Annotated in this window: 22 protein-coding genes; all 22 read left to right on the top strand. The window is 49.7% G+C overall.

What is annotated here, in order from left to right; translation table 11 throughout:
* The first annotated feature begins 73 nt into the window (after positions 1 to 73).
* Positions 74 to 682: a histidine phosphatase family protein gene (locus AC6B99_RS31105; RefSeq protein ID WP_056034823.1), complete on the top strand. Its 609-nt coding sequence runs from the start codon at positions 74 to 76 to the stop codon at positions 680 to 682.
* Positions 682 to 1,443, top strand: a complete 762-nt coding sequence (locus tag AC6B99_RS31110; RefSeq protein WP_081418787.1) for a DUF817 domain-containing protein — start codon at positions 682 to 684, stop codon at positions 1,441 to 1,443. Before AC6B99_RS31105 ends, AC6B99_RS31110 begins: the two co-directional genes overlap by 1 nt.
* Before the next feature lie 209 nt (positions 1,444 to 1,652).
* The gene (gene yabP / locus AC6B99_RS31115) at positions 1,653 to 1,937 is read left to right on the top strand and encodes a sporulation protein YabP (RefSeq protein WP_056034818.1); all 285 of its coding nucleotides are present in this window, start codon (positions 1,653 to 1,655) and stop codon (positions 1,935 to 1,937) included.
* On the top strand, positions 1,934 to 2,536 hold the full coding sequence (gene yabQ, locus AC6B99_RS31120) for a spore cortex biosynthesis protein YabQ (RefSeq protein WP_063892552.1): 603 nt from the start codon (positions 1,934 to 1,936) through the stop codon (positions 2,534 to 2,536). Before yabP ends, yabQ begins: the two co-directional genes overlap by 4 nt.
* Before the next feature lie 69 nt (positions 2,537 to 2,605).
* A complete protein-coding gene (locus tag AC6B99_RS31125; RefSeq protein WP_056034815.1) occupies positions 2,606 to 2,917 on the top strand; it encodes an FtsB family cell division protein in 312 nt (103 codons plus the stop codon).
* Between the two features lie 103 nt (positions 2,918 to 3,020).
* Complete coding sequence (locus tag AC6B99_RS31130) at positions 3,021 to 3,569, top strand: S1 domain-containing RNA-binding protein (protein ID WP_056034813.1); 549 nt, start codon at positions 3,021 to 3,023, stop codon at positions 3,567 to 3,569.
* Positions 3,570 to 3,933: 364 nt separating this feature from the next.
* The gene (spoIIE, locus tag AC6B99_RS31135; RefSeq protein WP_056034810.1) at positions 3,934 to 6,426 is read left to right on the top strand and encodes a stage II sporulation protein E; all 2,493 of its coding nucleotides are present in this window, start codon (positions 3,934 to 3,936) and stop codon (positions 6,424 to 6,426) included.
* Between the two features lie 497 nt (positions 6,427 to 6,923).
* A complete protein-coding gene (locus AC6B99_RS31140) occupies positions 6,924 to 7,649 on the top strand; it encodes a vWA domain-containing protein (RefSeq protein ID WP_056034804.1) in 726 nt (241 codons plus the stop codon).
* The gene (locus AC6B99_RS31145; protein ID WP_056034801.1) at positions 7,633 to 8,556 is read left to right on the top strand and encodes a protein kinase domain-containing protein; all 924 of its coding nucleotides are present in this window, start codon (positions 7,633 to 7,635) and stop codon (positions 8,554 to 8,556) included. Before AC6B99_RS31140 ends, AC6B99_RS31145 begins: the two co-directional genes overlap by 17 nt.
* A gap of 78 nt (positions 8,557 to 8,634) precedes the next feature.
* A complete protein-coding gene (gene tilS / locus AC6B99_RS31150) occupies positions 8,635 to 10,065 on the top strand; it encodes a tRNA lysidine(34) synthetase TilS (RefSeq protein ID WP_496664975.1) in 1,431 nt (476 codons plus the stop codon).
* 49 nt (positions 10,066 to 10,114) lie between these two features.
* Complete coding sequence (gene hpt, locus AC6B99_RS31155) at positions 10,115 to 10,654, top strand: hypoxanthine phosphoribosyltransferase (RefSeq protein WP_046234433.1); 540 nt, start codon at positions 10,115 to 10,117, stop codon at positions 10,652 to 10,654.
* Positions 10,655 to 10,758: 104 nt separating this feature from the next.
* Positions 10,759 to 12,759 carry an ATP-dependent zinc metalloprotease FtsH gene (gene ftsH / locus AC6B99_RS31160; protein WP_056034799.1) on the top strand — a complete coding sequence of 667 codons (2,001 nt, stop codon included), beginning with the start codon at positions 10,759 to 10,761 and terminating at the stop codon, positions 12,757 to 12,759.
* A gap of 517 nt (positions 12,760 to 13,276) precedes the next feature.
* On the top strand, positions 13,277 to 14,344 hold the full coding sequence (locus AC6B99_RS31165; protein WP_496664976.1) for a BMP family lipoprotein: 1,068 nt from the start codon (positions 13,277 to 13,279) through the stop codon (positions 14,342 to 14,344).
* A gap of 118 nt (positions 14,345 to 14,462) precedes the next feature.
* Complete coding sequence (locus tag AC6B99_RS31170) at positions 14,463 to 16,010, top strand: ABC transporter ATP-binding protein (protein WP_099517805.1); 1,548 nt, start codon at positions 14,463 to 14,465, stop codon at positions 16,008 to 16,010.
* 5 nt (positions 16,011 to 16,015) lie between these two features.
* Positions 16,016 to 17,110 carry an ABC transporter permease gene (locus AC6B99_RS31175; RefSeq protein WP_056034790.1) on the top strand — a complete coding sequence of 365 codons (1,095 nt, stop codon included), beginning with the start codon at positions 16,016 to 16,018 and terminating at the stop codon, positions 17,108 to 17,110.
* A 1-nt stretch (position 17,111) separates the two neighbouring features.
* Positions 17,112 to 18,074 carry an ABC transporter permease gene (locus AC6B99_RS31180; RefSeq protein ID WP_496664977.1) on the top strand — a complete coding sequence of 321 codons (963 nt, stop codon included), beginning with the start codon at positions 17,112 to 17,114 and terminating at the stop codon, positions 18,072 to 18,074.
* Between the two features lie 416 nt (positions 18,075 to 18,490).
* Positions 18,491 to 19,429, top strand: a complete 939-nt coding sequence (gene nadA, locus AC6B99_RS31185; protein ID WP_046234439.1) for a quinolinate synthase NadA — start codon at positions 18,491 to 18,493, stop codon at positions 19,427 to 19,429.
* 39 nt (positions 19,430 to 19,468) lie between these two features.
* Complete coding sequence (gene nadB, locus AC6B99_RS31190) at positions 19,469 to 21,085, top strand: L-aspartate oxidase (protein WP_494865525.1); 1,617 nt, start codon at positions 19,469 to 19,471, stop codon at positions 21,083 to 21,085.
* Positions 21,078 to 21,962, top strand: coding sequence for a carboxylating nicotinate-nucleotide diphosphorylase (gene nadC / locus AC6B99_RS31195; RefSeq protein ID WP_494882969.1), 885 nt, complete (start codon positions 21,078 to 21,080; stop codon positions 21,960 to 21,962). Before nadB ends, nadC begins: the two co-directional genes overlap by 8 nt.
* Positions 21,959 to 22,729, top strand: a complete 771-nt coding sequence (locus AC6B99_RS31200; protein WP_056034779.1) for a type III pantothenate kinase — start codon at positions 21,959 to 21,961, stop codon at positions 22,727 to 22,729. Before nadC ends, AC6B99_RS31200 begins: the two co-directional genes overlap by 4 nt.
* A 3-nt stretch (positions 22,730 to 22,732) precedes the next feature.
* On the top strand, positions 22,733 to 23,632 hold the full coding sequence (gene hslO / locus AC6B99_RS31205; protein WP_056034777.1) for an Hsp33 family molecular chaperone HslO: 900 nt from the start codon (positions 22,733 to 22,735) through the stop codon (positions 23,630 to 23,632).
* 18 nt (positions 23,633 to 23,650) lie between these two features.
* The gene (locus tag AC6B99_RS31210) at positions 23,651 to 24,622 is read left to right on the top strand and encodes a peptidylprolyl isomerase (protein ID WP_494865528.1); all 972 of its coding nucleotides are present in this window, start codon (positions 23,651 to 23,653) and stop codon (positions 24,620 to 24,622) included.
* Positions 24,623 to 24,841: the final 219 nt, after the last annotated feature.

Consider the following 24,841-nt stretch of genomic DNA (forward strand, 5'->3'; position numbering starts at 1 on the left):
GCAGAGCGGCCCTTTTTTTATAAATTTGCGTATATAACCATGGACGGAGCAAATCAAGGAGGGAAAGTGGAGCATGACGAAAATTGGTTGGATTAGACATGGGGTTACGCAATGGAACGTCGAGGGGAGAGCGCAGGGCTCTACGGATATTCCGTTGAATGAGGAAGGCTTGCAGCAAGCGGAGGTATTGGCGGAGCGGCTCAGCAAGGAGGAATGGCATCATATTTACTCCAGTGATCTGCAGCGGGCGCTTGTGACGGCTGAGGCGGTGGCAAAGCGTCTGGGCGGCGGCATGGCGGTCAAGCAGGACGAACGGCTGCGGGAAATGGGAGGCGGCCTGCTGGAGGGCACCACGGAGGCAGAGCGCATCGAGAAGTGGGGAGCCGATTGGCGGGAAATGGACTGGCAGGGTGAAAGCCATGAATCCGTTGTTGGTCGTGGCAGCGAGGTGCTGAGGGAGATTGCCCTTAACCATCCGGGTGAAAATGTACTCATCGTCAGCCATGGTGCGCTCATCGGCCGCTGCTTGAAGGAGCTTGTGCCGGATGCCTATAAGAACGAGCCGCTTCAAAATACGTCCATCTCGACGATTTATGCGAATGCCGCAGGCGGCTGGACATGCGAGAAGTTTAATTGTGCGCTGCATTTGAGCGGCGTGGTTAATGAAGCAGCGGCGAAATGATATTTTTTCTGAAAAAGCTGCTGTTGTTCGGCTACTTGCAGGCACTGAACTGCCTGTTTCCGGTTACAATCTTCGGGGCTATGGCTCTTACGCATTACGTCCATGTGCCGGGTATCGCCCGTTATGATCTTATTTTGCTCATCTGCTTGGCCATGCAGGTTGTTATGGTAGCTACAAAGCTGGAGACGTGGGATGAGCTGAAGGTTATTTGCCTGTTTCACATTATCGGCCTGGCGCTTGAGGTGTATAAGGTGAAAATGGGCTCTTGGACGTATCCGGGCGAAGGCTGGTCGAGAGTATTCGATGTTCCGCTGTACAGCGGCTTCATGTATGCGAGCGTAGCAAGCTATATTTGTCAGTCCTGGCGCAGGCTCCATCTGGAGATGGTGGGCTGGCCCAAAATGGCGTATGCGGTAGCGATCAGCGCAGCGATATATTTGAACTTTTTTACCCATCATTATTTGTGGGATTTCAGATGGGTGCTGATGGCGGGGCTGATTATCGTATTCTGGCGTACCAGCGTCCACTTCAAGCTAGGGGAAGCTGTATATAAGATGCCGCTTACGCTGGCTTTTGTTCTAACCGGTTTTTTTATTTGGATTGCGGAAAATATTATGACTTTTTTCGGGGCATGGGCCTATCCGGATCAGGAAAAGCAATGGACGCTCGTTCATGTGAGCAAAATCAGCTCATGGCTGCTGCTCGTCGTGATCAGCATCATTATTGTAGCCCAACTGAAACGGGTAAAAAGCGCCCGCTGAGCGCAATAGAAGCTTTCTTTTAATAGATAGGAAGGCAAGGCATTCTGCTGTTTCAAAATCATAGAATAGGGTATATATCGGTAGCAGCTCTATTTTCATGAGCCCTTTCATAGATTCCATAGGTTTGTCCCTCTGGACAGGTTCTAAAGTTCGTCCCACTCCCATAAGCTTTAGCATAAGCTACGCTTTTGAAGTGGAGGGACGGGTCAATGGTGGAACAGAATAAAGGACAGAAGCGTCAGGAAGTGAAGATGCTCAATCGAAAGCTTCTGGAGATTACCGGCGTATTAAACGTGGAGAGCTTTGACAGCGAGGAGTTTTTGCTGGAAACCGATCTGGGCTTCCTGACGATTAAAGGGCAGAACCTGCATATTAAGCATCTCAGCCTGGAGCAAGGCTTTGTCGCTATAGAGGGGCTCGTTCATTCACTCGCCTATCTGGACGGCAATGCCCCAAGCAAATCCAAAAGCATATTTGGTAAATTATTTAAGTGACACTGACGATGCAGTGGTACACGCTCGCGATGATGCTTCTGTCAGGAATCGGCATGGGAGTCGCTTTTGACGGCTATCGTGTGGTGTCGAATGAGCTGCGGTTTCCACGGTGGTGGCTGCCGGTTCTGGACATTATTTACTGGCTGGTGGCGTCGATTATCGTGTTTCGTGTGCTGTACGCAAGCAACAATGGCGAGGTGCGGGCGTACGTTTTCCTAGGGCTGGCAATAGGTGTGACCAGCTATTACTTTCTGTTTAGCAAGCCAGTCATCAAACTGGTACAGGGCATCATTCGCGCCATCCGCGCACTCATCAGAGGAATTGTCAAAACGGTGGAATTTGTCATTATTAAGCCGATCCTTCTGATATACAAATTAGGTATTGTAGCACTGGGATTTGGGACTGCTTTCACTATTTTTGTTCTAAAAATTATGTTAAAATTGACTCGTCCATTATGGCTATTGCTATGGTGGGTATTAGGTCCTATCATACGACCGTTGAACCGCCTAATTATCAAGTACGCCGATAAGCTTAAGCTTACAGAGCGCTTTAAGGCAGCGGTTGCACGCGTAGTTGCGCTTTGGCGGAAGTTATTCTAAGTTTTCATGGCATGGAGCAGATCGAGTGATGGATGCATCTGGTTCAATTTCTTAAGGGGGTACAAGCAATTGGCGACAGCAGCAGCAAACAAGTTAACCGTTAATCCAGGCTCCAAGCGTCGGATCAAGATGTGGATGATGTTTATTGTCCTCTTCATGGGCTGGGCGGCTTATACCTTCTTTGGACAAATCCAGCAGCAAAACGCTACCGAACTGCGGCTTGCAGCTGTAATGAAACAGAAGGAAGAAGCTACAAATCAGGCGCAGCAGCTGCAACAGGAAATTGAGCGGCTTAACGATCCGGAATATATTGCCCAGCTGGCAACCAAAGGTCAAGGCATGGTTAAAGAGGGCGAACAACAGATACAGGTGGTTAAATAGACGCACAAACGGGTGAACGTCTGTTGACCTTCCTTCTTCCGTTCGGTTATAATCACGTTAATAGTACATTAAGCGAAACTTTTAGGGAGGAACATTTTATTTTATGGCAATTGAAGTAGGCGCGAAGTTAGAGGGCAAAGTGACAGGCATTACGCATTTCGGGGCATTCGTTGATTTGTCTGGAGGTGTCACAGGTCTCGTTCACATCTCGGAAATTGCTGATAATTACGTCAAAGACGTGAAAGATCACCTGAAGATCGAAGACGTGGTCAAGGTCAAAGTGATTAACGTTGACAAAGACGGAAAAATTGGACTTTCCATTAAACAGGCAATTGATCGACCAGAAGGCCAACTGCCTCCTGCACGCGAATCACGTCCAAGCTCTCGTCCAAGTGGCGGGCCTGGTGGCGGCGGCGGAGAACGCTTTAATCGTGGCGGCAGTGGTGGCGGTCAGGATCGTGGCGACCGTGGAGGACACGGTGGCGGCGGTGGTGGACGTCCATTCAAGCAGCAGGCCGGGAGACCAGCTTACGGAAAACCAACTTTTGAGGATAAAGTGTCGCGCTTCCTGAAAGACAGTGAAGAACGCATTTCCTCCCTGAAGAAGAATACCGAAGGCAAACGCGGTGGACGCGGAGCCAAGCGGGTTTAAGTAAGAGCCATATTTTAATGACAAGAGCAGAGCCTTTATGGTTCTGCTTTTTTTGCGTTTATGTGCCGCCTCAAAGTTTTTTCCTCCCCTACTCTTTCAATACCGACACATTCACCTGTATATTCGCCAACAAATGGAAGTGCTGATAGACGGTTTTTGTTGAAGCTGTTTGAGGCAATGGCTGCAAAGAGGACGGCATGAGCCCAGTCAGGGCAAGCGGAAATTTGCTTTTGACAAGGACTGCGAGGGCAGTTGATTTTGTCGGAAAAAACTTTTGGGCCGCCTACGTTAAACTGACAAACTTCCTGTGGACGACCTCCTATAATGGGAAACACAATACATTCGGAAATGGTGGTGTCTGCGGATGAACAAGGAAAGTGTGCTCGTATTTCCCAGAGGAAAGAAAGAAGGATGGCTGCAGCCTCGAATCGGTAAAATCAAGGAGCGCGTCGCCTCGCAGCGATTTATTCAGCTGGTGCTGGCGAAAAAATGGACCTTCCTGCTTGTTGCTGTTGGTTTTTTGCTTGGACGAGCCGTCATTTTGGAGTCGCTTATGCCGTTTGCCGCCGCTTATTTCGCCGTCATTTATTTTCTTCGAAAGGATGCGGTTGCTTGGGTTGGGCTGTCAGTGGTGGTGGGGAGCTTCTTTGCGGTTACACCCTCCCCGGTCTGGATTGCGATGGAAATTGCGGCATTATTTCTTTTGTTCAAGGGGCTCGAAGCCTATGAGAAAGCTGAGCTTGCTTCGGCTCCGCTGCTCGTATTTACCGCCACCTTGCTCGTCCAATTGTTTCATGCCTTCACCTTGGACACGCTGACCTGGTACAGCATCATGCTGGTTGTCGTGGAAGCGGCGCTTGGCTTCGTTCTCACACTCGTGTTCATTCAGGCCATACCGGTGCTGACCATGTCTAAGAAAACGGCGGCACTGCGGAGCGAGGAAATTATATGTCTAATGATTTTGCTCGCTTCCGTCATGACGGGGGCAGTTGGCTGGGTGATTTACGGCATGTCGGTGGAGCATATTATGTCGCGGTATATGCTGGTGCTGTTCGCGCTTGCTGGGGGAGCGCCGCTTGGTGCATCGGTTGGAGTCATCGCGGGGCTCATACTCAGCCTTGCGGACTTTAACGCCATTGTGCAGATGAGTCTGCTGGCATTTGCGGGCCTATTAGCGGGGCTGCTAAGGGATGGAGGGAAGATGGCCGTAGCCTTCGGCATGCTGCTCGGGACGTCCATTCTAGCTGTATATGTAGGCGGCCAAGGCGATGTGATGGCGTCCACTTGGGAATCCGTTACAGCAGCTATCATGCTGATTTTGACGCCGCGGGTCATGATCCGGACGATATCCCGCTATGTGCCGGGAACGAATGAGCATGCCAAGTCGCAGCATGAATATGCGAAGCGGGTGCGAGAAGTGACGGCGGAGCGGGTCACGCAATATTCGGAGATGTTCCGGCAGCTCTCGCGAAGCTTCGGACAATTAAATGGCGGTGTCGTGACGATGAACCGCGAAGACGAGATTACTCATTTTATGAATGAGGTGGCGGCTCGAAGCTGTGCTAGCTGCCATCGGCAAAACGCATGCTGGGGAGATAAATTTTATCAAACCTATAAAGTGATGACCGAGATGATGACGACGGTCGAGCAGGAGCGGGCTCCTGGAGCCAAGGATATGCCGCGAACGTGGACTGCCCATTGCTCCAAGTCGACGCAGGTGATGTCTGTCATGAAGCAGCAGTACGAGCTTTATCAAAATAATATGCACTGGAAGAAGCAAATATTCGACTCCCGTCAGCTGGTGGCTGAGCAATTAACCGGCGTGTCCCAGGTTATGGAGGACTTGGCGAAGGAAATTCGCCGCGAGGGACAAACGCTGCATTTGCAGGAGGAGCAAATTAGGGAGGCGCTGGAGGGGCTGGGCCTGTCGATTCGAGAAATTGAAGTGATTAATTTGGAGGAGGGCAATGTTGATATTGAGCTGTACCATACATTTAGCAAGGGATATGATGAGTGTCGCAAAATTATTGCGCCGCTGCTTACGGATATTTTAGGTGAGCATATTGCAGTTAAACTTGAGGAGGAACCGGAGAAAAATGGAGAAGCAACAAGAGTCGTATTTGGCTCCGCCAAAGTATTTGAAATTGAAACGGGCGTTGCTGGTGCGGCCAAAGGGGGCGATCTGCTGTCAGGCGACAGCTTTAGCATGGTGGAGCTTGGCAACGGCAAATTTGCCGTGGCGATTAGCGATGGCATGGGAAATGGAGAGAGGGCGCGCCAGGAAAGCAGCGCAGCGCTGTCGATTTTGCAGCAGCTGCTCAAGTCGGGTATGGACGAGAAGCTCGCGGTCAAATCGGTCAACTCAATCCTGCTCCTGCGTTCCTCAGATGAAGTATTCGCAACCGTGGACCTCGCCATTATCGATCTTTATACCGCCTCAACGATGTTTATGAAAATCGGCTCAACGCCGAGCTTTATTAAGCGCGGCAAGGAAGTGATTCCAGTTACGGCTAACAATTTGCCAATCGGCATTTTACAGGATATTGATGTGGATATGATTTCGATGCAGCTACAGCCGGGAGATGCGCTCATTATGATGAGCGATGGCATTTATGATGCGCCGGGCCATGCGGTCAATAAGGAGATGTGGATGAAACGAATTATTCATGAGCTGAAAACGGAGGACCCGCAGGAAATGGCGGATGTGCTGCTCGATACGGTTGTGCGCCATCATAAGGGGGAGATTATCGATGATATGACCGTGCTGGTGGCACGCGTGGACAAGCATTTGCCGGAGTGGGCGGCATTCCGCTGGCCGGGGCTGACGCGGATGGAGCGTCCGCGGACGGTAAGCTAGCTTATGTAAGAATGGGATAGTAAAAAGGAGAAAGGAGAGAAGATCGGGACGATTTGCTAGAAATATAGGAAAGGATATTTCTCGGAATGAAACGCGCCGCGCCGTCAAGGACGGCGACAGCCGTTTCACCTTGGCTCACATATTAAACGGAGGTGAAGTAGCTGGTCGGGAGCTAGGGAGCTTAAACAAAGTGTTTTCTTGGAGGTGATTAGCCGAACCGGCGTTCATTCATAGCGGGCTTCAAAGGGGAGCGGCTATGAATAAACGCTGGTTTTTTTCTGCGCATAGCCGTTTATCTCTCTTAAAATGGGCAAAACTGATAGAATCAGCTCCTTGTCTCCTTAGCAGGGCGGGAAGCTGATCCGTGGAGGTTTGTGCAAATATAAGAATTTATAAGTTTCACACTTATAAATGGGCTTATATTTCAACGCGAAACGGAAGCTTTGCCGCCAGAGGATGGCAAAGCCGTTTACGCTTGTGAAGGGAGATTGATAGGGATGAAACAAATTTTGCTTATTACCGATGGTTGTTCGAATGTAGGGCTTAGTCCGATTGTAGCAGCGGCGCATGCGAAGGCGGAAGGTATTGCGGTCAATGTTGTTGGGGTGCTTGATCATGGTGATGCAGGCGAATCCGGCAGCATGGAGATTGAGGAAATCGCAAGGGCTGGCGGCGGCATCAGCCGAATAGTTCATACGCGGCAGCTGGCGCAGACTGTTCAGATGATGACGCGCAAGACGGTCGTACAGACGATTCAGCTGGCTGTGCAGAAGGAGCTTAAGCATGTGCTAGGCAGCGGGGCGATTGAGGATTTGCCGCCGGAGACACGCAGCGAGGTCGTGAGGGTGATGGATGAGCTTGGGGAAAGCTCAAGTCTGCAGGTGGCGCTGCTTATCGACGCCAGCGCCAGCATGAAACCAAAGCTGATTGCGGTAGAAGAAGCGATCCGCGACCTAATGCTGAGCCTGCAAGCAAGGCAGGGGAAAAGCGAAATCGCTGTCTTTCATTTTCCAGGCGGAAGGCATGGAGAGGAGTGCAAAATGGATTTGGGCTGGACGGATAATTTGACGGGAGCGCAGTCCATTTTTCCAAAATTGCAAATGAGCGGAACGACGCCAACGGGTCCTGCGCTGATGCAGGTCATTGATTTTTATCGTCAGGGGGATTATGGTAGGAGGAGCAGAGAAGAAACGGATGGGATGATGAGTGACTACGTCGTTTAGAATCAGTCTCCGCCGTGGCACTGTGGTGACTGGAAAATGGAAGCGCCGTAAGTATCGGGTCGAGCGTCTGCTTGGGGAAGGCGCCAATGGCAAAGTGTACTTGGTCCACTCGGACCAGGGCTGGGTCGCGCTTAAGGTAGGCGCTGACGCGGTCGACCTTCAGTCGGAAATTAATGTGCTTCAGACGCTTGCGAAGCAGGGAAGGCGCCAGGCGCCTGCATTCTTGTATGATGTGGATGATCTGCAAGGCTCCGATGGACGAGATTACCCTTTTTATATTATGAAGTATGTGCGCGGAGTGAACTTGTCTGCGTATTTGCTGCAAAACGGCAAGGAATGGTTCCCGCTGGTCAGCCTCAATTTATTGAATAAACTGGCGGAGCTTCACAGCAAGGGCTGGGTATTTTGCGATTTGAAGATGGAAAATGTGATGGTAGCCGATTATGGGCATGTCGAGCTGGTGGATTACGGCGGGGTGACGGCGGTAGGAAAGAGCATTCGCCAGTTTACTGAAATTTATGACCGCGGCTACTGGAATGCAGGGTCTCGGGCAGCCGATTTGAAATACGACTTATTTTCTTTCGCGGTGCTGTGCATCCAGATGCACGACCCGAAGCGGCTGCACCAGCTTACCTTGACGCTGCTCCCGCAAAACCGTTCGACCGAGGATTTGGAGCAGCTCATCGCAACCAATGCTTCACTGAAGCCGATTGCGGGCTGGCTCGCAGAAGCGCTTGCGGGCCGTTTCGCAGATGCTTCTGAAGGCGCGGAGGCATGGCGCTTGCTCATGCACCGAACGAACGGAAAGCAGACTGCTCCGACTCCTTTTTGGCTTAAAGGACTAGTTGCAGGCTCGGCGATTATGCTGGCTGTATCGGTTTATTGGCTGCTTCGCGTGGGTATGTAATGACATAAGATGTTATAGGAAGGCTTCGCTAGCTTTTTTGTTGAAGGCGGCGGCCAGAAGGGAATGAGGGAAGAGGAAATGACGATAGGAATCGATATGCTTCCCGAAGTCCAGAAGCTGGCAGCGACTGAACGGCTGTGGAGTGAAGGAGACTGCATAGTCGTTGCCGTGTCCGGGGGACCTGACTCCATGGCGCTGCTGCATCTCATGAGCCGCCTGAAGTCAAGCGGGGCCATAAGCGTTGTGGCGGCTCATGTGAATCACGGCTTTCGGCCGGAGGAGTCGGCGCTGGAGGCGGAGGTCGTTCGGCGCTATGCAGGCGAGCTTGGGCTGCCCTTTGAGCTGGCAGAACTCGATTTGCCTGCTTATATAGAAGAAACAAAAATGAACGCACAATCGGCGGCGCGCGCGAAACGCTACGCCTATTTGCATGAGGTTGCAGAGAGGTGGGGCGCGCAGGCGATTGCCCTTGCCCATCATGCCGATGATCAAGCGGAAACGGTGCTCATGCATTTCATTCGTGGGAGCGGCATTTCGGGGCTTTCTGGGATGGCGCTGCGCAGGCGAGAAAAAAACGTGGAACTCATTCGCCCCCTCATGCGTAAGAACAAAACAGACCTTTTACGATACTGCCATCATTATGGCATTCCGTATTGCGAGGACAGCAGCAACGAGAAGCGCCATTACTTTCGCAATGTTGTCCGTCTGGATGTAATTCCGCAGTTATCCAGCTTCAATCCGCAGCTGTCCGAATCGCTTGGCCGCCTTGCTGAAGTGGCGGGGGCCGAGGATGAATGGCTGGATAGCCAGACTAAAGCTTTATTCGAAGAATTAGCCTATACGGAGCCGGAGGAATGTTCTGTAAGCTGCAGTCGTTTGGCAGGCCTTCATGTCGCTTTACAAAGGAGATTGATTAAACTAATATTAGATTATCTTTCGAGGGATGCTGATGTGGTCTCCTTCGAGCATATCGAGTCTATGCGGCTTGCCGCAGCGCCCGAAAGTTCAAGCACCTGGCGTATGGATATTGGTAACGGCTTGCGCTGTTTGCGTGAATACGACCATATGCGTTTTGTCAGATTGCCGAAACAGGTGGACGTGAATACGGACTATGCGCTTGCAGTTGCACCTTTGACCCAGCAATACATAGAGGTAGAGGCGGGCGGCTGGAAGCTCGTATTTGAGCGGCGGACAGCTGATGATCAGGCTGCTGGGAAACTGGCAGGCCGCCATGAAGCGTGCTTCGATATGGAGCAGCTTGCATTTCCGCTGACTGTACGAAATCGGCGCCGTGGTGACCGAATTCAAGTTTTAGGATTAAATGGGTCTAAAAAAGTGCAAGATATGTTCGTTGACGAAAAGCTGCCTCCTTCACAGCGTGAAAGCTATCCCCTGCTATTTGATGCAGACGGGCGGCTGCTGTGGATTCCAGGCATCAGGCGATCAGGCCATGCGCTTATCAGCCCAAGCACGAAGGAACTATTATTCATTCGTCTGACGAAAGAATAAGAAGCACTGTTACACTCATAAACATAAGTACTGTAGGGGGATTAATCCGTTGTTAAACGACATTCAAGAAGTGCTGTACGATGCAGAACAGATTCAGGCCAAGGTGCGTGAGATGGGCGAGAAGCTCAGTCAGGATTTTGAAGGGCGTGACCCTCTCGTTATTTGTATCCTTAAAGGGGCCATTATTTTCATGTCCGACCTGATTAAGGAAATGACAATTCCGCTGGAAATTGATTTTATGGCGGTGTCGAGCTACGGTCAATCGACCAAGTCCTCAGGTGTGGTCAAGATTATTAAGGATCTTGATGTATCGGTTGAAGGCCGTGATGTGCTCATCGTTGAGGACATTATTGACAGCGGCTTGACGCTGAGCTACTTGATTGATGTTTTGGAGCGTCGCAATTCCAAATCGGTTACGGTCGCTACGCTGTTCGATAAGCCAGCGCGCCGTACGGTAGATCTCGAAGCGGACTACACGGGCTTTACGCTGCCGGACGAATTCGTTGTCGGTTATGGCCTTGATTTTGCCGAGCGTTACCGCAACCTGCCGTTCATTGGCGTTTTGAAACCGGAAGTGTACGAGAAGTAATCTTAAATGGGCTTAGCCAGTATGGCTGTCCTCCAAGTGGTTCTATTGTGATGGAAAGTCATGCTATGTTAAAATATGAAAAGCGTCTTGAGAGGAGGTAGGAGATGAATCGGATCATCCGTAACACTGGATTTTATTTGATCATCTTTTTGGTAACCGTCGGGATTATTCAGTTTATCAGCAATCAGAATGATACTACCGTCGAAATACGATATGATCAGCTTCGCGCTGCTATTAATGAGAACAACGTCGCGGAAATGATGATAAAGTACGATGGTCAGTCTTATTATATTTCTGGTAAATACATTAAACAGCCCGAAAGCGCGAAGAGCATACAGTTCACATCGCGTGCAGGGATTGATTCAGGCGAGGTATTGCGTGAAGCCGCAGTGAAAAACGGTTTTGAGTTACAGTATAAACCAATGGATACGCCAAGTGTCTGGCTTACACTCCTTACTTCCATCATTCCGTTTGTGATTATATTCGTTCTGTTCTTCTTCTTAATGAATCAAGCGCAAGGCGGCGGCGGTAAAGTCATGAATTTCGGCAAAAGCCGCGCTAAGCTTTACAATGAAGAGAAGAAGCGCATCACTTTCGAGGATGTGGCAGGGGCGGATGAGGAGAAGCAAGAGCTTGTTGAAGTTGTTGACTTCCTCAAAGATCCGCGTAAGTTTAATCTGGTAGGCGCCCGTATTCCTAAGGGTGTTCTGCTCAATGGTCCTCCGGGAACAGGTAAAACGTTGCTTGCCCGCGCAGTAGCCGGTGAAGCAGGCGTGCCATTCTTCAGTATTTCGGGTTCGGACTTCGTGGAAATGTTCGTCGGTGTCGGCGCATCCCGTGTCCGTGATTTGTTCGAAAATGCGAAGAAAAATGCACCATGTATTATCTTTATTGATGAGATTGACGCCGTTGGCCGTCAACGTGGCGCTGGTCTTGGCGGTGGTCACGATGAGCGTGAGCAAACGCTCAACCAATTGCTCGTCGAGATGGACGGATTTGGAGCGAACGAAGGTATCATTATCGTTGCAGCGACGAACCGCCCTGATATTTTGGACCCTGCCTTGCTGCGTCCGGGACGTTTTGACCGTCAAATTACGGTAGATCGTCCAGATGTGAAAGGCCGTGAAGCGGTGCTTAAAGTGCATTCCCGCAATAAGCCGCTTAACAAGGACGTCAAGCTGGATATTATCGCAAGACGTACAACAGGCTTCTCCGGAGCAGATCTTGAAAACTTGCTGAACGAAGCAGCACTGCTTGCTGCCCGTCGCAACAAGAAAGACATTGCAATGGTTGAGGTTGATGAAGCGATTGACCGCGTTATCGTAGGTACAGAGAAGAAAAGCCGCGTAATCAGCGATCGTGAGAAGCGCATTGTTGCTTTCCATGAAGCTGGACATACGATTATTGGATTCTTCCTGGAGCATGCGGATCTCGTTCATAAAGTGACCATTATTCCTCGTGGTAAAGCTGGCGGTTACGTCATCATGCTGCCGAAGGAAGATCGGATGCTTGTAACGAAGCAGGAGCTGCTGGATAAAGTGACAGGCTTGCTTGGCGGACGTGTAGCTGAGGAATTGTTTATCGGCGAAATCGGTACAGGCGCATACAGTGACTTTAAACAAGCAACCAGCATCGTTCGTGCAATGATTATGGAATACGGAATGAGCGACAAGCTTGGTCCATTGCAATTCGGAAGCTCGCAAGGACAGGTGTTCCTTGGACGTGATATCGGCCATGAACAAAATTACTCCGATGCGATCGCTTACGAAATTGACCAAGAAATGCAAGCGATTATTGGAGCTTGTTATGAGCGTGCCAAAAAATTGCTCACCGAGAAATCGAAAGAAGTTCACACCATTGCGGAGACACTTCTATCTGTAGAGACGCTTGAAATGGATCAAATCAAACGTTTGATCGAAACAGGCACGCTTGAATTGGCGGAAGGCGAAGCAGAGAATGTTGCTGTTGAACCAACGACTGAACCAATCGTCGATACGATTGGCGATGTAAAGGTTCGTATTCAATCAAGAGAAGCGGGAGAAATTACTCCGCCTTCATTGGATAAGCCTGATGATAAACCGAACGATGAGGAAGAACCGAAATAAACAGGATAAGGACGTGTTTTAAACCAGGTATAGTCGGTCGTTGAACAAGCGTCCTTTCCCGTTGTTTATGGAGACAGCTATTTTCTCAGTAGTGACCGAGAAAATAGCTGTCTTTTTTTGAAATAAAAGCATTTATAAGGTACGTCCTTATAAAGGGCTTATATTTCACCCTCGAAACGGTGCTTTGCCGCCAGAGGACGGCTTAAGCCGTTTACGCTTGATTAATTTTACTTTATTAATGTTCGGGTTTAGCCTATAATAATAGAGGTAAAACGTAGCCATTATTTGGTTTTGTCGGGTGTGTGTGAGGTTTTTAATGGCGTGTTTGGCACAAATGTTAAATAATTGTGAGATATAGACGTGAACAAAATTTCTATGTCATGTTACATGACGTAAAAATGTTGACGTATGTAGATAAGCAATTATAATAAAGAGAATAGCAGCCAAGCACAACAACAATAATAGAAGCAAGCAGGTTGCAGTTACAACACATCTATATTAAGGGGAGAAATCGAAGATGAAAAAACGTTTAGGTTTTATGTTGTCTATTGTTCTTATGTTCGCATTAGTATTGTCTGCTTGTGGCGGTGGCAACAAGGGTACTTCTGGCACAAACGGAGCAGCGTCGCCTGAAGCGTCTGCTGCACCTGAAGAATCGGCAGCAGCAGGTGCTAAACTCAAAATCGGTATGGTTACAGATACAGGCGGCGTAAATGATAAATCCTTCAACCAAAGCGCTTGGGATGGCTTGCAAAAAGTAACTAAAGATACAGGTTCGGAGACGAAATATCTTGAAAGTAAAGGCGACGCTGATATGGAACCGAATCTGCGCGCATTCATTTCTGAGAAATACGATATGATCTGGGGCGTAGGCTTCCTGTTCCAAGATGCAATGGGTAAAGTAGCGAAAGACAATCCAGACTCCAAGTTCGGCATCATCGACTCCGCTGTTGACGCACCAAACGTTGTTTCTGTTAACTTCGCAGCTAACGAAGGTTCGTTCCTTGTAGGTGTAGTTGCTGGCTTGACAACAAAATCGAATAAAATTGGTTTTGTGGGCGGCATGGAAATCCCAAGCGTAACTGTGTTTGAAGCAGGCTTCAACGCAGGTGTAGCAGCAGTAAATCCTGATGCGAAAATCATTCGCAACTACACAGGCGAGTTCGGTAAACCAGATCTAGGTAAAGCAGCAGCAGCTGTTATGTACAATGATGGCGTAGATGTTATTTTCCAAGTTGCTGGTGGTACTGGTAACGGCGTATTTAACGAAGCAACAGCTCGTAAAAAAGCAGGCCAAGATGTTTGGGTAATCGGTGTTGATAAGGACCAATCGATCGAATTCGGCAACGAAGTCACACTTACTTCCATGCTTAAAGGCGTTGAAGCTGCCATTTACCAAGTTTCTAATGACCTGATTAACGGCAAATGGGAAGGCGGCAAATCGCTTGTTCTTGGTCTGAAAGACGGCGCAGTAGGTCTGCCAGAAAACAACCCTAACGTTTCTGAAGAAATTATGAAAAAAGTTGAAGATTACAAACAACAAATTATTAGCGGATCGCTTGTAGTTCCAGCTGATATTAAATAATTTTCAATTAATCTATTTAGATGTCGTTTGTTTATTATGTACAGCCGACAAGACCTGCTATGAGCTGGTCTTGTCCTTTTTTGAGATTGGGAGCTAACAAACCGGGGAGGATAACTGGATGAAACAAAGTGCAGCGGCTGTCACACTTAAGGGGATTACGAAACGCTTTCCCGGTCTTGTAGCCAATGATTCGATTGATTTTGAGCTCAAGAAAGGCGAAATCCATGCATTGCTGGGCGAGAATGGTGCAGGCAAGTCCACATTGATGAACATTTTGTTCGGGCTGTATCAGCCGGATGAAGGAGAAATTTGGGTTAACGGCAATAAAACAGTTATTGAAGGAGCAGGTAAGGCGATTGAACTCGGAATTGGCATGGTGCATCAGCACTTTAAGCTCGTACAGCCATTTACGGTGGCTGAAAATATTGTGCTTGGCAATGAGCCGCGCAAGTTTGGCACATTCGTCAATTATAAGCAAGCAAATGACAAAGTCCGTTCCATCTCGGAGCGTTATGCATTGAAAGTAGATCCGCAGGTGCGGATTAAAGATATTACGGTGGGTATGCAGCAGCGTGTGGAAATTTTGAAAACTTTGTACCGCGGGGCCGAAATTTTGATCTTCGATGAACCGACAGCGGTGCTGACCGTACAGGAAATCGAAGAGCTGATTGGTATTTTGCGCAATTTGGCTGCCGAAGGCAAGTCCATTATTTTGATTACGCATAAGCTAAAAGAGGTTATGGCACTTGCGGATTCCGTTACGGTTATTCGTCGTGGCAAGGTTGTGCGTACCGTCACGACCAAAGAAACGAATGAGCAGCAGCTTGCTGAACTTATGGTAGGCCGCGATGTTAATTTCCAGGCTATAAAGACTAAGAAAGAGCCCGGAGAGCTTATCGTATCCGTTGACAACCTTACGATGAAGGGCGAAGAGAAAAAACTTGTTCTGAACGGAGTAGCCTTTGATATCCGTGCGGGCGAAATTTTGGGTATTGCTGGTGTTGATGGAAATGGACAAAGTGAACTAGTACAGGCCATTACAGGAATGCGTAAAGCATCAGGCGGATCTGTAAAGCTTCAGGGTAAGGAAATGATCAATAAAACGCCGCGCCAGTTGTCCGTTGCAGGCGTAAGCCACATTCCAGAGGATCGTCACAAGCATGGTATGGTACTAGATTTCACGCTCAGCGAAAACATGGTGCTGGATACGTATTTTGATCCTCAGTTCGGGAAAAACGGCTTTATCGATTATAAAGCAATAGACTTGCTTGCGAATCAATTAGTAACGGAGTTTGATGTACGTTCGTCAGGTATTGGGGCGAAGGCCCGCTCCTTGTCGGGCGGCAACCAGCAGAAGGCTATTATTGCGCGTGAGCTCTGGAAAAACCCATCTTTACTCATTGCTGTGCAGCCGACTCGTGGCTTGGATATAGGGGCGATCGAATATGTGCATAAGCGGCTGATTGAAGCGCGGGATGCAGGTAAAGCGATTTTGCTTGTATCGTTCGAACTGGATGAGCTGTACGCGTTGTCTGACCGCATTGCGGTTATGTATGAAGGTAAAATAATGGGCTATGCCGATGCTGATCAGCGTGATGATCAACAGCTGGGTCTAATGATGGCAGGCAATTCGGCGGCGAATGAGCCGAGCAAAGGTGGGAGATAGCAACCATGGATAAAGTCAAAGGAATTGCTGGAAAAACATTCAATAAAACATCTTTCCTCGTCCCCTTGGTGGCTATCATTTTGGGTCTGTTATGCGGGGCGATAGCCATGCTGGCAGGCGGGTTCGATCCTATACTGGCTTACCAATCGCTGATCAAAAAGCTATTTGGCAGTCCTTACGATATGGGCGAGGCTATTCGTGCAATTACCCCGCTGATATTCACAGGTACAGCGGTTGCTTTCGCTTTCCGTACGGGCCTGTTTAATATCGGGGTAGAAGGCCAGTTCATGATGGGTATGACTGGTGCAACCGTCATCGGGATTACGCTTGACCTACCGTGGTTTCTACATGCTCCGCTTGCTATTATTGTCGGAGCGCTGTGCGGAGGCTTATGGGCGGCCTTGACCGGCTATTTGAAGGCTGTTCGCGGCGTTAACGAAGTTATTTCTTCCATCATGTTGAACTGGGTCGCGCTTTATTTGTCCAATTACATTATTCGCGCATTTTTTGTGGCAAAAGGGCAGCAAAAATCAGATCCAATCCAAGAATCTGCACTGGTATCGATTGGCTGGTTGTCCGATGCGATGGATCATGCCCGTATGCATTGGGGTACGGTCATTGCCTTGCTCGGTATTGGTGTATTTTATATTATTCTGTGGAGAACGAAGCAGGGCTATGAGCTCAGAGCAGTGGGACAAAGCCCTGACGCAGCGCTGTATGCAGGCATTAATGTCAATCGCACCATTGTAAAGTCGATGTTTATTAGCGGCTTGTTTGCGGGGCTGGCAGGCGTGTTTGAGACGCTGGGCGTATTTGGCTATCAGACGATTCTAGCAGCGCCATGGGGCTATGGCTTTGATGGTATCGCAGTTGCTTTGCTTGGCGGCAATACGCCAATTGGCGTATTGTTCGGTGCTATACTGTTCGGTGGTCTCAGCTATGGCTCTGCGGGTATGAGCTTTGGAGCGGGCGTACCGCCAGAGCTCGTTCGAATCGTTATTGGTTCGATCATCTTCTTTATTGCTTCGCATGGCATAGTAAAGTTTTTCATAAAACCATTCCTTGGACGACGTGCAGACAAGCGTAAGGAGGCGATCTAATATGAATGCACTGGAAATATTGGGTCAGCTTGTTAACGTTACGCTTGTATTTTCTACGGCGCTTATTTTTACCGGTCTCGGTGGTCTCTTTTCTGAGCGATCTGGCGTTATTAATATCGGTCTCGAAGGCCTGATGGTGTCAGGCGCGTTCGCGGCAGCAGTCATTACCGACTATGCGATACAAGCTGGTTATGAGGAATCTGCTCCGTGGATAGGCTTAGTGGGGGCAGCTATATATGGGGTGATATTTGCCCTTCTACATGCGGTATCTACCATTACATTTAAGGCGGATCAGACGATAGTCGGTGTCGTTATTAATATTTTGGCAGCGGGCATCGCGATTTATTTGACGAAGAGCTTGTATGAAGGTTCGGGACAGACAACAACGCTGACTCATGTATTCAACAAATGGGAAATCCCTTATTTATCAGATATTCCGTTTTTTGGAGAGGCGTTCTTTAAAGCTTATCCGACGACATATGTTGTTATTTTGCTTGTCATTATCAGCTATATTGTACTGTACAAAACGCACTTCGGCTTGCGCCTTCGCGCAGTCGGAGAATACCCGAGCTCGGCCGACACAGTGGGGATCAGCGTAACAAAATACCGTTATATCGGCGTGCTGCTTAGCGGCGCACTTGCAGGTCTTGGCGGTGCGACCATTACGTTAACAACGACGAGCAACTTTGCCCATAATACCATTTCGGGCCAAGGCTTTATCGCTATCGCGGCTGTAATTTTCGGAAAATGGAATCCGCTTGGCGTTGCGGGAGCTGCTATTTTCTTCGGCTTCGCGCAAGCGATTCGCAACTTTGCCCAACTGTTCGATTGGTCGCAGCAAATTCCGACCGAGTTTTTCTATATGCTGCCATACGTATTGACGTTGGTTGTACTCGTAGGTGCAGTAGGACGTTCTTCTGCTCCAGGCTCGCTTGGCGAACCATACGATCCGGCAAAACGCTAATAGAATCAAAGAGCTCCAAACTTCCCATGGATATCACGTATGTCGTGATCAATCCAAGGGAAGTTTTTTGTATTCTGATTATTTGCGCAAGGTTAGTCACAGAAAACCCACGATTGTGGATAACTTGTTGATAACTATGTGCGTAAATGCTGCATTTATACACAATAGTCGCCAATGATGGAAAGTTCAGCTGCGGCAGGCGCTATTTTCAATGGGAATTCACACTTTTGTCATAAACGCATTGACAGCATGATCTGCCTGGAGTAAATTAAACCTTATCAAATGAATTTACCGTAAAGGTCAAATGAAAGGCGAACGACTTTTTAGGTTTGTGCATCAATTCACAAAGTCGGAAGTAGCCATATCTGGAATGGGCAATCAGCTTGCCCTTCCCTCATAAGAGGAGAGGATTAACTGTGGAAGCACTGGCACTTGAACGCAAGGCGGAGCAGAACCGCGAACTGCGGGAACGGCTAATGCAATTGAAGAAAGAGCGCAACGCCATCATTCTTGCTCATTATTATCAGCGTGATGAAATTCAAGAGGTTGCAGATTTCCGTGGAGATTCTTTTTTGCTAGCACAAAAAGCGGCGCAGACGGACGCGGATGTTATCGTATTTTGCGGCGTGCATTTTATGGGCGAGAGCGCAAAAATTTTGGCACCGAACAAAACGGTTATTATTCCGGACGAGCGTGCAGGCTGCCCGATGGCGGATATGGTCAATGTCGATGGTCTTCGCAAGCTGAAAGCCCAGCATCCGAATGCGACCGTCGTTACGTATATTAACTCATCTGCCGAAATTAAGGCAGAGACTGACATTTGTTGTACATCGGCAAATGCGGTTAACGTTGTAAACTCCGTGGAAGGCCAAGACGTCATTTGGGTACCGGACAAAAACCTTGGGCATTACGTGCAGCAGAAAACCGATAAGAATATGATTATCTGGGAAGGTTACTGCAACACGCACGACATGTTGACGGTCAAGGATGTAGAGGAAATGAAGGCGAAACACCCGAATGCGCAGTTTGTTGTGCATCCTGAGTGCCGCCCTGAAGTGGTGGAGCTGGGTGATTTTGTCGGCAGTACGACAGCGATTATTAAATACTGCAAGGAATCGGATTGCAAGGAGTTCATCGTCGGCACGGAGGATGGCACTGGCTATCAGCTGCGGCTGGACAGCCCGGACAAAACATTCCTTTTTGCATCTAAATATTTGGTCTGCCCGAACATGAAGGTTAATAACCTCAAAAAGCTGGTAAAATGCCTCGAAACGATGCAGCCGCAAATCTATGTACCGCCGCATGTGGCGGATCAAGCACGCTTGTCCTTGGAGCGCATGTTACTCGTGAAATAGGAGCAGCATGCGCTACTCCTATGCCTGGAGGCGCGAAAAATGATTCCCAGATACCTTGTAGACATCAATTTAGACGAACTGCCGGTAATCGAGAAGGATGTTATTGTGATTGGGGCCGGCATTGCCGGTCTTTTTACCGCACTTCGGGCAAGTGATCGGCATTCCGTGCTGATGATTACGAAGAAGTCGCTGCTGGACAGCAACACCCGCTATGCGCAGGGCGGCATTGCCGCGGTCATATCGGAGGATGATTCACCCGCTTATCACAGCGATGACACGTTGATTGCGGGAGCGGGCTTGTGCTCGGAGGATGCGGTCAATGTGCTTGTGCACGAGGGGCCAGAGGGTGTAAATCAGCTCATTGAAATGGGCACGCAGTTCGATTTGGAAAATGGCGAGTTTGCGCTGACGAAGGAAGGCGCTCACAGCCAGCGCCGTATTTTGCATGCGAATGGGGATGCGACGGGCTACGAAATTGTACGAGCCTTATCGGAGAAAGCGTTGTCTAAGCCGGGTATTGAAGTTTGGGACGACCATTTTGTCATCGATTTGGTGACTAATGATGGAGAATGTGTTGGCGCTGTTGTGCAAAAGCCCGACGGCTCGCGTCTGCTTGTGCGCGGCAAGGCGACCATTTTATGCTCTGGCGGAGCCGGCCAGCTCTATCGTTACACGACGAATCCTGAAGTAGCCACAGGCGATGGGATCGCAATGGCTTACCGGGCAGGAGCTTATATACAGGATGTAGAGTTTGTTCAATTCCATCCGACCTCCCTATGCTACCCAGGGGCGCCGCGGTTCCTGATTTCAGAAGCGGTGCGCGGCGAGGGAGCCGTACTTCGCAATACGCGGGGCGAGCGTTTTATGGAGCATTACCATCCTCAGCTGGAGCTGGCGCCGCGTGACGTGGTGGCCCGCGCCATTATTAGCGAGATGGAGGCCACGAAATCAACCTTCGTTTATTTGGATGTGACGCATGAGTCGCCGGATATGGTGAAGCATCGTTTTCCGAATATTTATGAATTCTGCTTGCGTTATGGTTTGGATCTGACGACGGATTGGATTCCGGTTGCCCCTGCTGCACATTATATGATGGGCGGCGTTAAAACCGATCTCGATGGGGAAACCAATATTAAAAGGCTGTTCGCCTGCGGCGAGGTTTCCTCGACAGGCGTTCACGGAGCGAATCGCTTAGCGAGCAATTCGCTGTCGGAAGCGGTCGTTTTCGGCAAGCGAATCGTCGAGGCGATTGATAAACTTGCAGAGCATGCAGAGATTCAGCCTATAATAGAGAGCAGCGTACCGCGCAGCAGCGTGCCGATTCAGGCCGTTGTGGAGCGGAGATTGAAGCTGCAAAAGATTATGGTCAGGTACGCAGGCTTGCAGCGTGATGCGAAGGGTTTGGAGAAGGGTCTTGAAGAGCTGCGGCGCCAGCTTCCGATTTTTCAAGCGATGCTGACCAAGCGGGAAGAATTTGAATTTGCCAATATGTTGACATGCGCCCTGCTGATGGCGGAATCCGCTTTGCAGCGGGAGGAGAGCCGCGGCGCGCATTACCGTGAGGACTTCCCGGAGCGCAATGATCAGGCTTGGCGCAAGCATACTGTAATGCACCGTGTATACGGGAGGACAGAGGAGCGGTTAACCAATGTTTGAGACGACGCTGGACGGCTATAATGAAGCACTGCGCGCACAAATACGCAGCTGGCTTGCGGAAGATATCGGAAGCGGCGATGTAACGACCGCTATGACGATTCCGCGCGGGGCGCAGGCGAAGGCTGTTATTCATGTAAAGGAAAATGGACGGATTGCCGGCATTCCGATTGCTCGCCTTGTGTTTGAAACCGTTGATCGCTCGCTGGTCTTCACGGCGAAGGTTGAGGATGGGCAGTATGTGGAAAAAGGCACCGTGCTCGCGGAAGTAGAGGGCAGCATCCATAGTCTGCTGACAGGGGAGCGCCTTGCGCTTAATTTAATGCAGCGGATGTCCGGCGTTGCGACGAAGACAAGCGAATTTGTAGCGGCTTTGCAGGGCTTGCCGGTTAGGCTGGTCGACACGCGCAAAACGACGCCAGGCCATCGCTTGCTTGAAAAATATGCCGTTCGCGTAGGCGGCGGCTCGAATCACCGGTTTGGCTTGTATGATGCCGTTATGATCAAGGATAATCATATTAAGGGCGCAGGCGGTATTCGGGAAGCGGTGGAAGCAGCGCGAGCAGGCATTCCCCATACGATGAAGATTGAAGTGGAGACGGAATCTTTGGAGCAGGTCGATGAGGCGATTGCATGCGGCGCTGATATTATTATGCTCGACAATATGCCGCAAGATATGATGAAGGCAGCTGTCAAGCAAATCAAGCAGCGCTCGCCACATGTTATTGTAGAAGCTTCGGGCAATGTGCGGCTTGATACGATTTACGGCATAGCCGCTTGCGGTGTAGATGTCATTTCGGTAGGAGGCCTTACCTACTCCTTTCAATCGCTTGATATTAGTCTCGACCTTAATGCGAAGAAGGGAGGGGCAATGTCTTGATTCTCGTCATTGACGTCGGCAATACGAATATAGTGCTGGGCATTTATCAAGGCAAGGAGCTGCTCCATCACTGGAGGCTCAGCACGAATCGTTCCGCTACAGTTGATGAATATGGCATCAACTTTCATCATTTGTTTCATTTTGCCGGCATGCGTTTGGAGCAGATGGAAGGCGTCATTATTTCATCCGTCGTTCCGCCGCTGATGCGGACGCTGGAGCAGCTGTGCATGAAGTATTTGCGCAAGAAACCGTATATCGTCGGCCCAGGCGTGAAGACAGGACTCAATATCCGGTATGAAAACCCTCGCGAGGTTGGTGCTGACCGCATCGTGAATTCGGTGGCGGGCATCGTCAAATATGGCAGCCCGCTTATTGTCGTCGACTTTGGCACCGCAACGACGTTTGATTACATTGATGCCGCTGGCAGCTATTTGGGCGGCGCCATTGTGCCGGGCATTGCTATCTCGACAGAGGCGCTTTATCAGCGGGCGGCGAAGCTGCCGCGCATTGAGCTGGTGAAGCCGCCAAGCGTAATCGGCCGCAATCCGGTCACATCTATGCAGGCGGGCATTATATACGGCTATGCTGGACAAGTGGACGGTATCGTGCGCAGAATTCGCAAGGAGTTTAAAGTTTCGCCGCGTGTCATCGCGACGGGCGGCTTGGCTGAGTTAATTAGCTCAGAATCGGAAACGATAGATGAAGTTGATCCGCTTCTGACATTAGAAGGCTTGCGTATTATATATGAACGGAATCAGGAGGGATAGACGATGGAGCAAAGGAAAGATTTTTTGGTGCGCGGCACGGCATGGGAAGGCAAAATTCGTGTTTTCGCTGCCCGTACAACGCAATTGGTCGATGAGCTGCAGCGCCGGCACGGTACACTGCCGACAGCAACGGCGGCGATCGGCAGAACGGCAACAGCCGGAGCTATTATGGGCGCCATGCTGAAGGGCGAAGAAAAGCTGACGATTCAAGTGAAGGGCGATGGCCCAATGGGACAAATTGTTGTTGATGCAAATGCTCATGGAGAAGTGCGAGGCTACACGGACAATCCGCTCGTTCTGCTTCCAAGCAATGCGCAGGGCAAGCTTGATGTTGCAGGTGCAGTAGGCCATAGCGGTTATATTCATATTACAAAGGATCTAGGCCTGAAAGAGCCTTACCGCGGCAGCGTTCCGATTGTTTCCGGCGAGCTGGGCGAAGATTTCACCTATTATTTTGCCGTATCGGAGCAGACGCCTTCCGCAGTTGGGCTAGGCGTGCTGGTCGATGAGGATGGCCGCGTCATCCACGCTGGCGGCTTTATCGTACAGCTGATGCCAGGACTTACGGATGCAGAAATTACAAAGCTGGAGAAAGCGCTCAGTGCGATGCCTCCTGTCACTGCGCTGCTCGATCAGGGCGAGACGCCAGAAGGGCTGCTCAAATGGGTCGTCGGCGACGATGCTGTCATCCATGAGTCGCTGGATTTGCGTTTTCAATGCAAATGCTCGCGCGAGCGCGTAGAGCAGACTCTGATCAGCATGGGCGAATCGGAATTGCAGCAAACGATTGAAGAAGAAGGAAAAGCAGAGGTCGTATGCCACTTCTGTAATGAAGCTTACCAGTTTAACCGTACTGAGCTGGAGCAATTGCTCGACCAAGCCAAACCGAAGCCGATCCATTAAGATGGAGGCTACCGGGCAATGAACAAAATCGGTGTAGTCAGGACGATCGTCGTCATTCAGGCGTTGTGCATGATCGTGCTCAGTGTAGTTGTTGTAGTGAGATTGTCGCCTTTTTCTGAAGGGCTGCCAGAGCATGAGCCGGATTCGGGAACACGTACGGAGACGGGCAATGAGATAGTACCCGGCAGCTCGGAAAACGATAAAATTATTGCCATCATTGGCAATCACAGCATTAGGGTAAGCGAGCTGATGAACAGGCTCAGCGAGCAATATGGCGAAGCCACCCTCAAGCTGATGATGATTCACAGCGCCATTGACCAAGAAGCTGCCTCGCAGCAGCTTGAGGTTACCGCTCAGGAACAGCAGAGAGCTGTGGAGGAGCAGGCAGAAGGGTACGATAGCGAAGAGGATTTTTACCGGGTCATGGATCAGCAGCTTGGCATGTCCAAAGAGGAAGTTTTGAAGGATGTGAAGTACAGGCTGTTGACTGAAAAAATAGCGATCCAAAAAGTGGACGTGCCGGACGCTGAGGTTGAACGCTACATTGCGGATCATGAGGAACAGTACGGCGACAAGCTGCAATATCGCTTATCCTGGATTGTGACGGCGAATAAGGAAGAGGCGAACCGCGTGCTGGACAAACTGTCCCAAGGAGCGGATTTCGCGCAAACCGCGACTGAAAACTCAATAGATGCTTTTACGGCAGAGGCTGGCGGTGATTTAGGCCTTATTGATGCGAATGACCCGTTTCATGAGCTGGCGATTCTTTCAGCAGCAAGCAAGCTGGGTACGGGAGAGATTGCCGGCCCGATAGCCATTGCCGAAGGTTATGCCATTATTCGTTTGATGGAGCGTCATACAACGGATAAGCCACAGGGGCAGCAATTGCATGAACTTGTTCGCAAAGAGCTGGCTTTATCACAGGCTCCTTCGCTAAGCCAAATTGAGCAGCAGCTATTGGACAAATATGATGCGGTCACCTTTCCGTAAATATAAGAAATTTTAGGTTTGTTTATAAGCTTCCATTATATTGGAGCATCATATAGCCGTATTCGCCAGACGTTTGGAAAATGGGCGAACAATCCGTCTTTTTCAAAATATAAGCATTTATAAGGCTTCTACTTATATCAGGCTTATATTTCAATGCAAAACGGAACTTTTTCCGTCGGGGATGGCGTTAGCCAGCCGTTTTCGCTTGAAGGAAATGAA

It is taken from the genome of Paenibacillus liaoningensis (assembly GCF_059609455.1).

Excerpts from the sequence above, each read along its gene's own strand:
- AC6B99_RS31105 (WP_056034823.1), top strand. The coding sequence starts at position 74 with ATGACGAAAATTGGTTGGATTAGACATGGGGTTACGCAATGGAACGTC.
- yabP (WP_056034818.1), top strand. The coding sequence starts at position 1,653 with ATGGTGGAACAGAATAAAGGACAGAAGCGTCAGGAAGTGAAGATGCTC.
- AC6B99_RS31130 (WP_056034813.1), top strand. The coding sequence starts at position 3,021 with ATGGCAATTGAAGTAGGCGCGAAGTTAGAGGGCAAAGTGACAGGCATT.
- spoIIE (WP_056034810.1), top strand. The coding sequence starts at position 3,934 with ATGAACAAGGAAAGTGTGCTCGTATTTCCCAGAGGAAAGAAAGAAGGA.
- AC6B99_RS31140 (WP_056034804.1), top strand. The coding sequence starts at position 6,924 with ATGAAACAAATTTTGCTTATTACCGATGGTTGTTCGAATGTAGGGCTT.
- tilS (WP_496664975.1), top strand. The coding sequence starts at position 8,635 with ATGACGATAGGAATCGATATGCTTCCCGAAGTCCAGAAGCTGGCAGCG.
- ftsH (WP_056034799.1), top strand. The coding sequence starts at position 10,759 with ATGAATCGGATCATCCGTAACACTGGATTTTATTTGATCATCTTTTTG.
- AC6B99_RS31165 (WP_496664976.1), top strand. The coding sequence starts at position 13,277 with ATGAAAAAACGTTTAGGTTTTATGTTGTCTATTGTTCTTATGTTCGCA.
- AC6B99_RS31170 (WP_099517805.1), top strand. The coding sequence starts at position 14,463 with ATGAAACAAAGTGCAGCGGCTGTCACACTTAAGGGGATTACGAAACGC.
- AC6B99_RS31175 (WP_056034790.1), top strand. The coding sequence starts at position 16,016 with ATGGATAAAGTCAAAGGAATTGCTGGAAAAACATTCAATAAAACATCT.
- AC6B99_RS31180 (WP_496664977.1), top strand. The coding sequence starts at position 17,112 with ATGAATGCACTGGAAATATTGGGTCAGCTTGTTAACGTTACGCTTGTA.
- nadB (WP_494865525.1), top strand. The coding sequence starts at position 19,469 with ATGATTCCCAGATACCTTGTAGACATCAATTTAGACGAACTGCCGGTA.
- nadC (WP_494882969.1), top strand. The coding sequence starts at position 21,078 with ATGTTTGAGACGACGCTGGACGGCTATAATGAAGCACTGCGCGCACAA.
- hslO (WP_056034777.1), top strand. The coding sequence starts at position 22,733 with ATGGAGCAAAGGAAAGATTTTTTGGTGCGCGGCACGGCATGGGAAGGC.
- AC6B99_RS31210 (WP_494865528.1), top strand. The coding sequence starts at position 23,651 with ATGAACAAAATCGGTGTAGTCAGGACGATCGTCGTCATTCAGGCGTTG.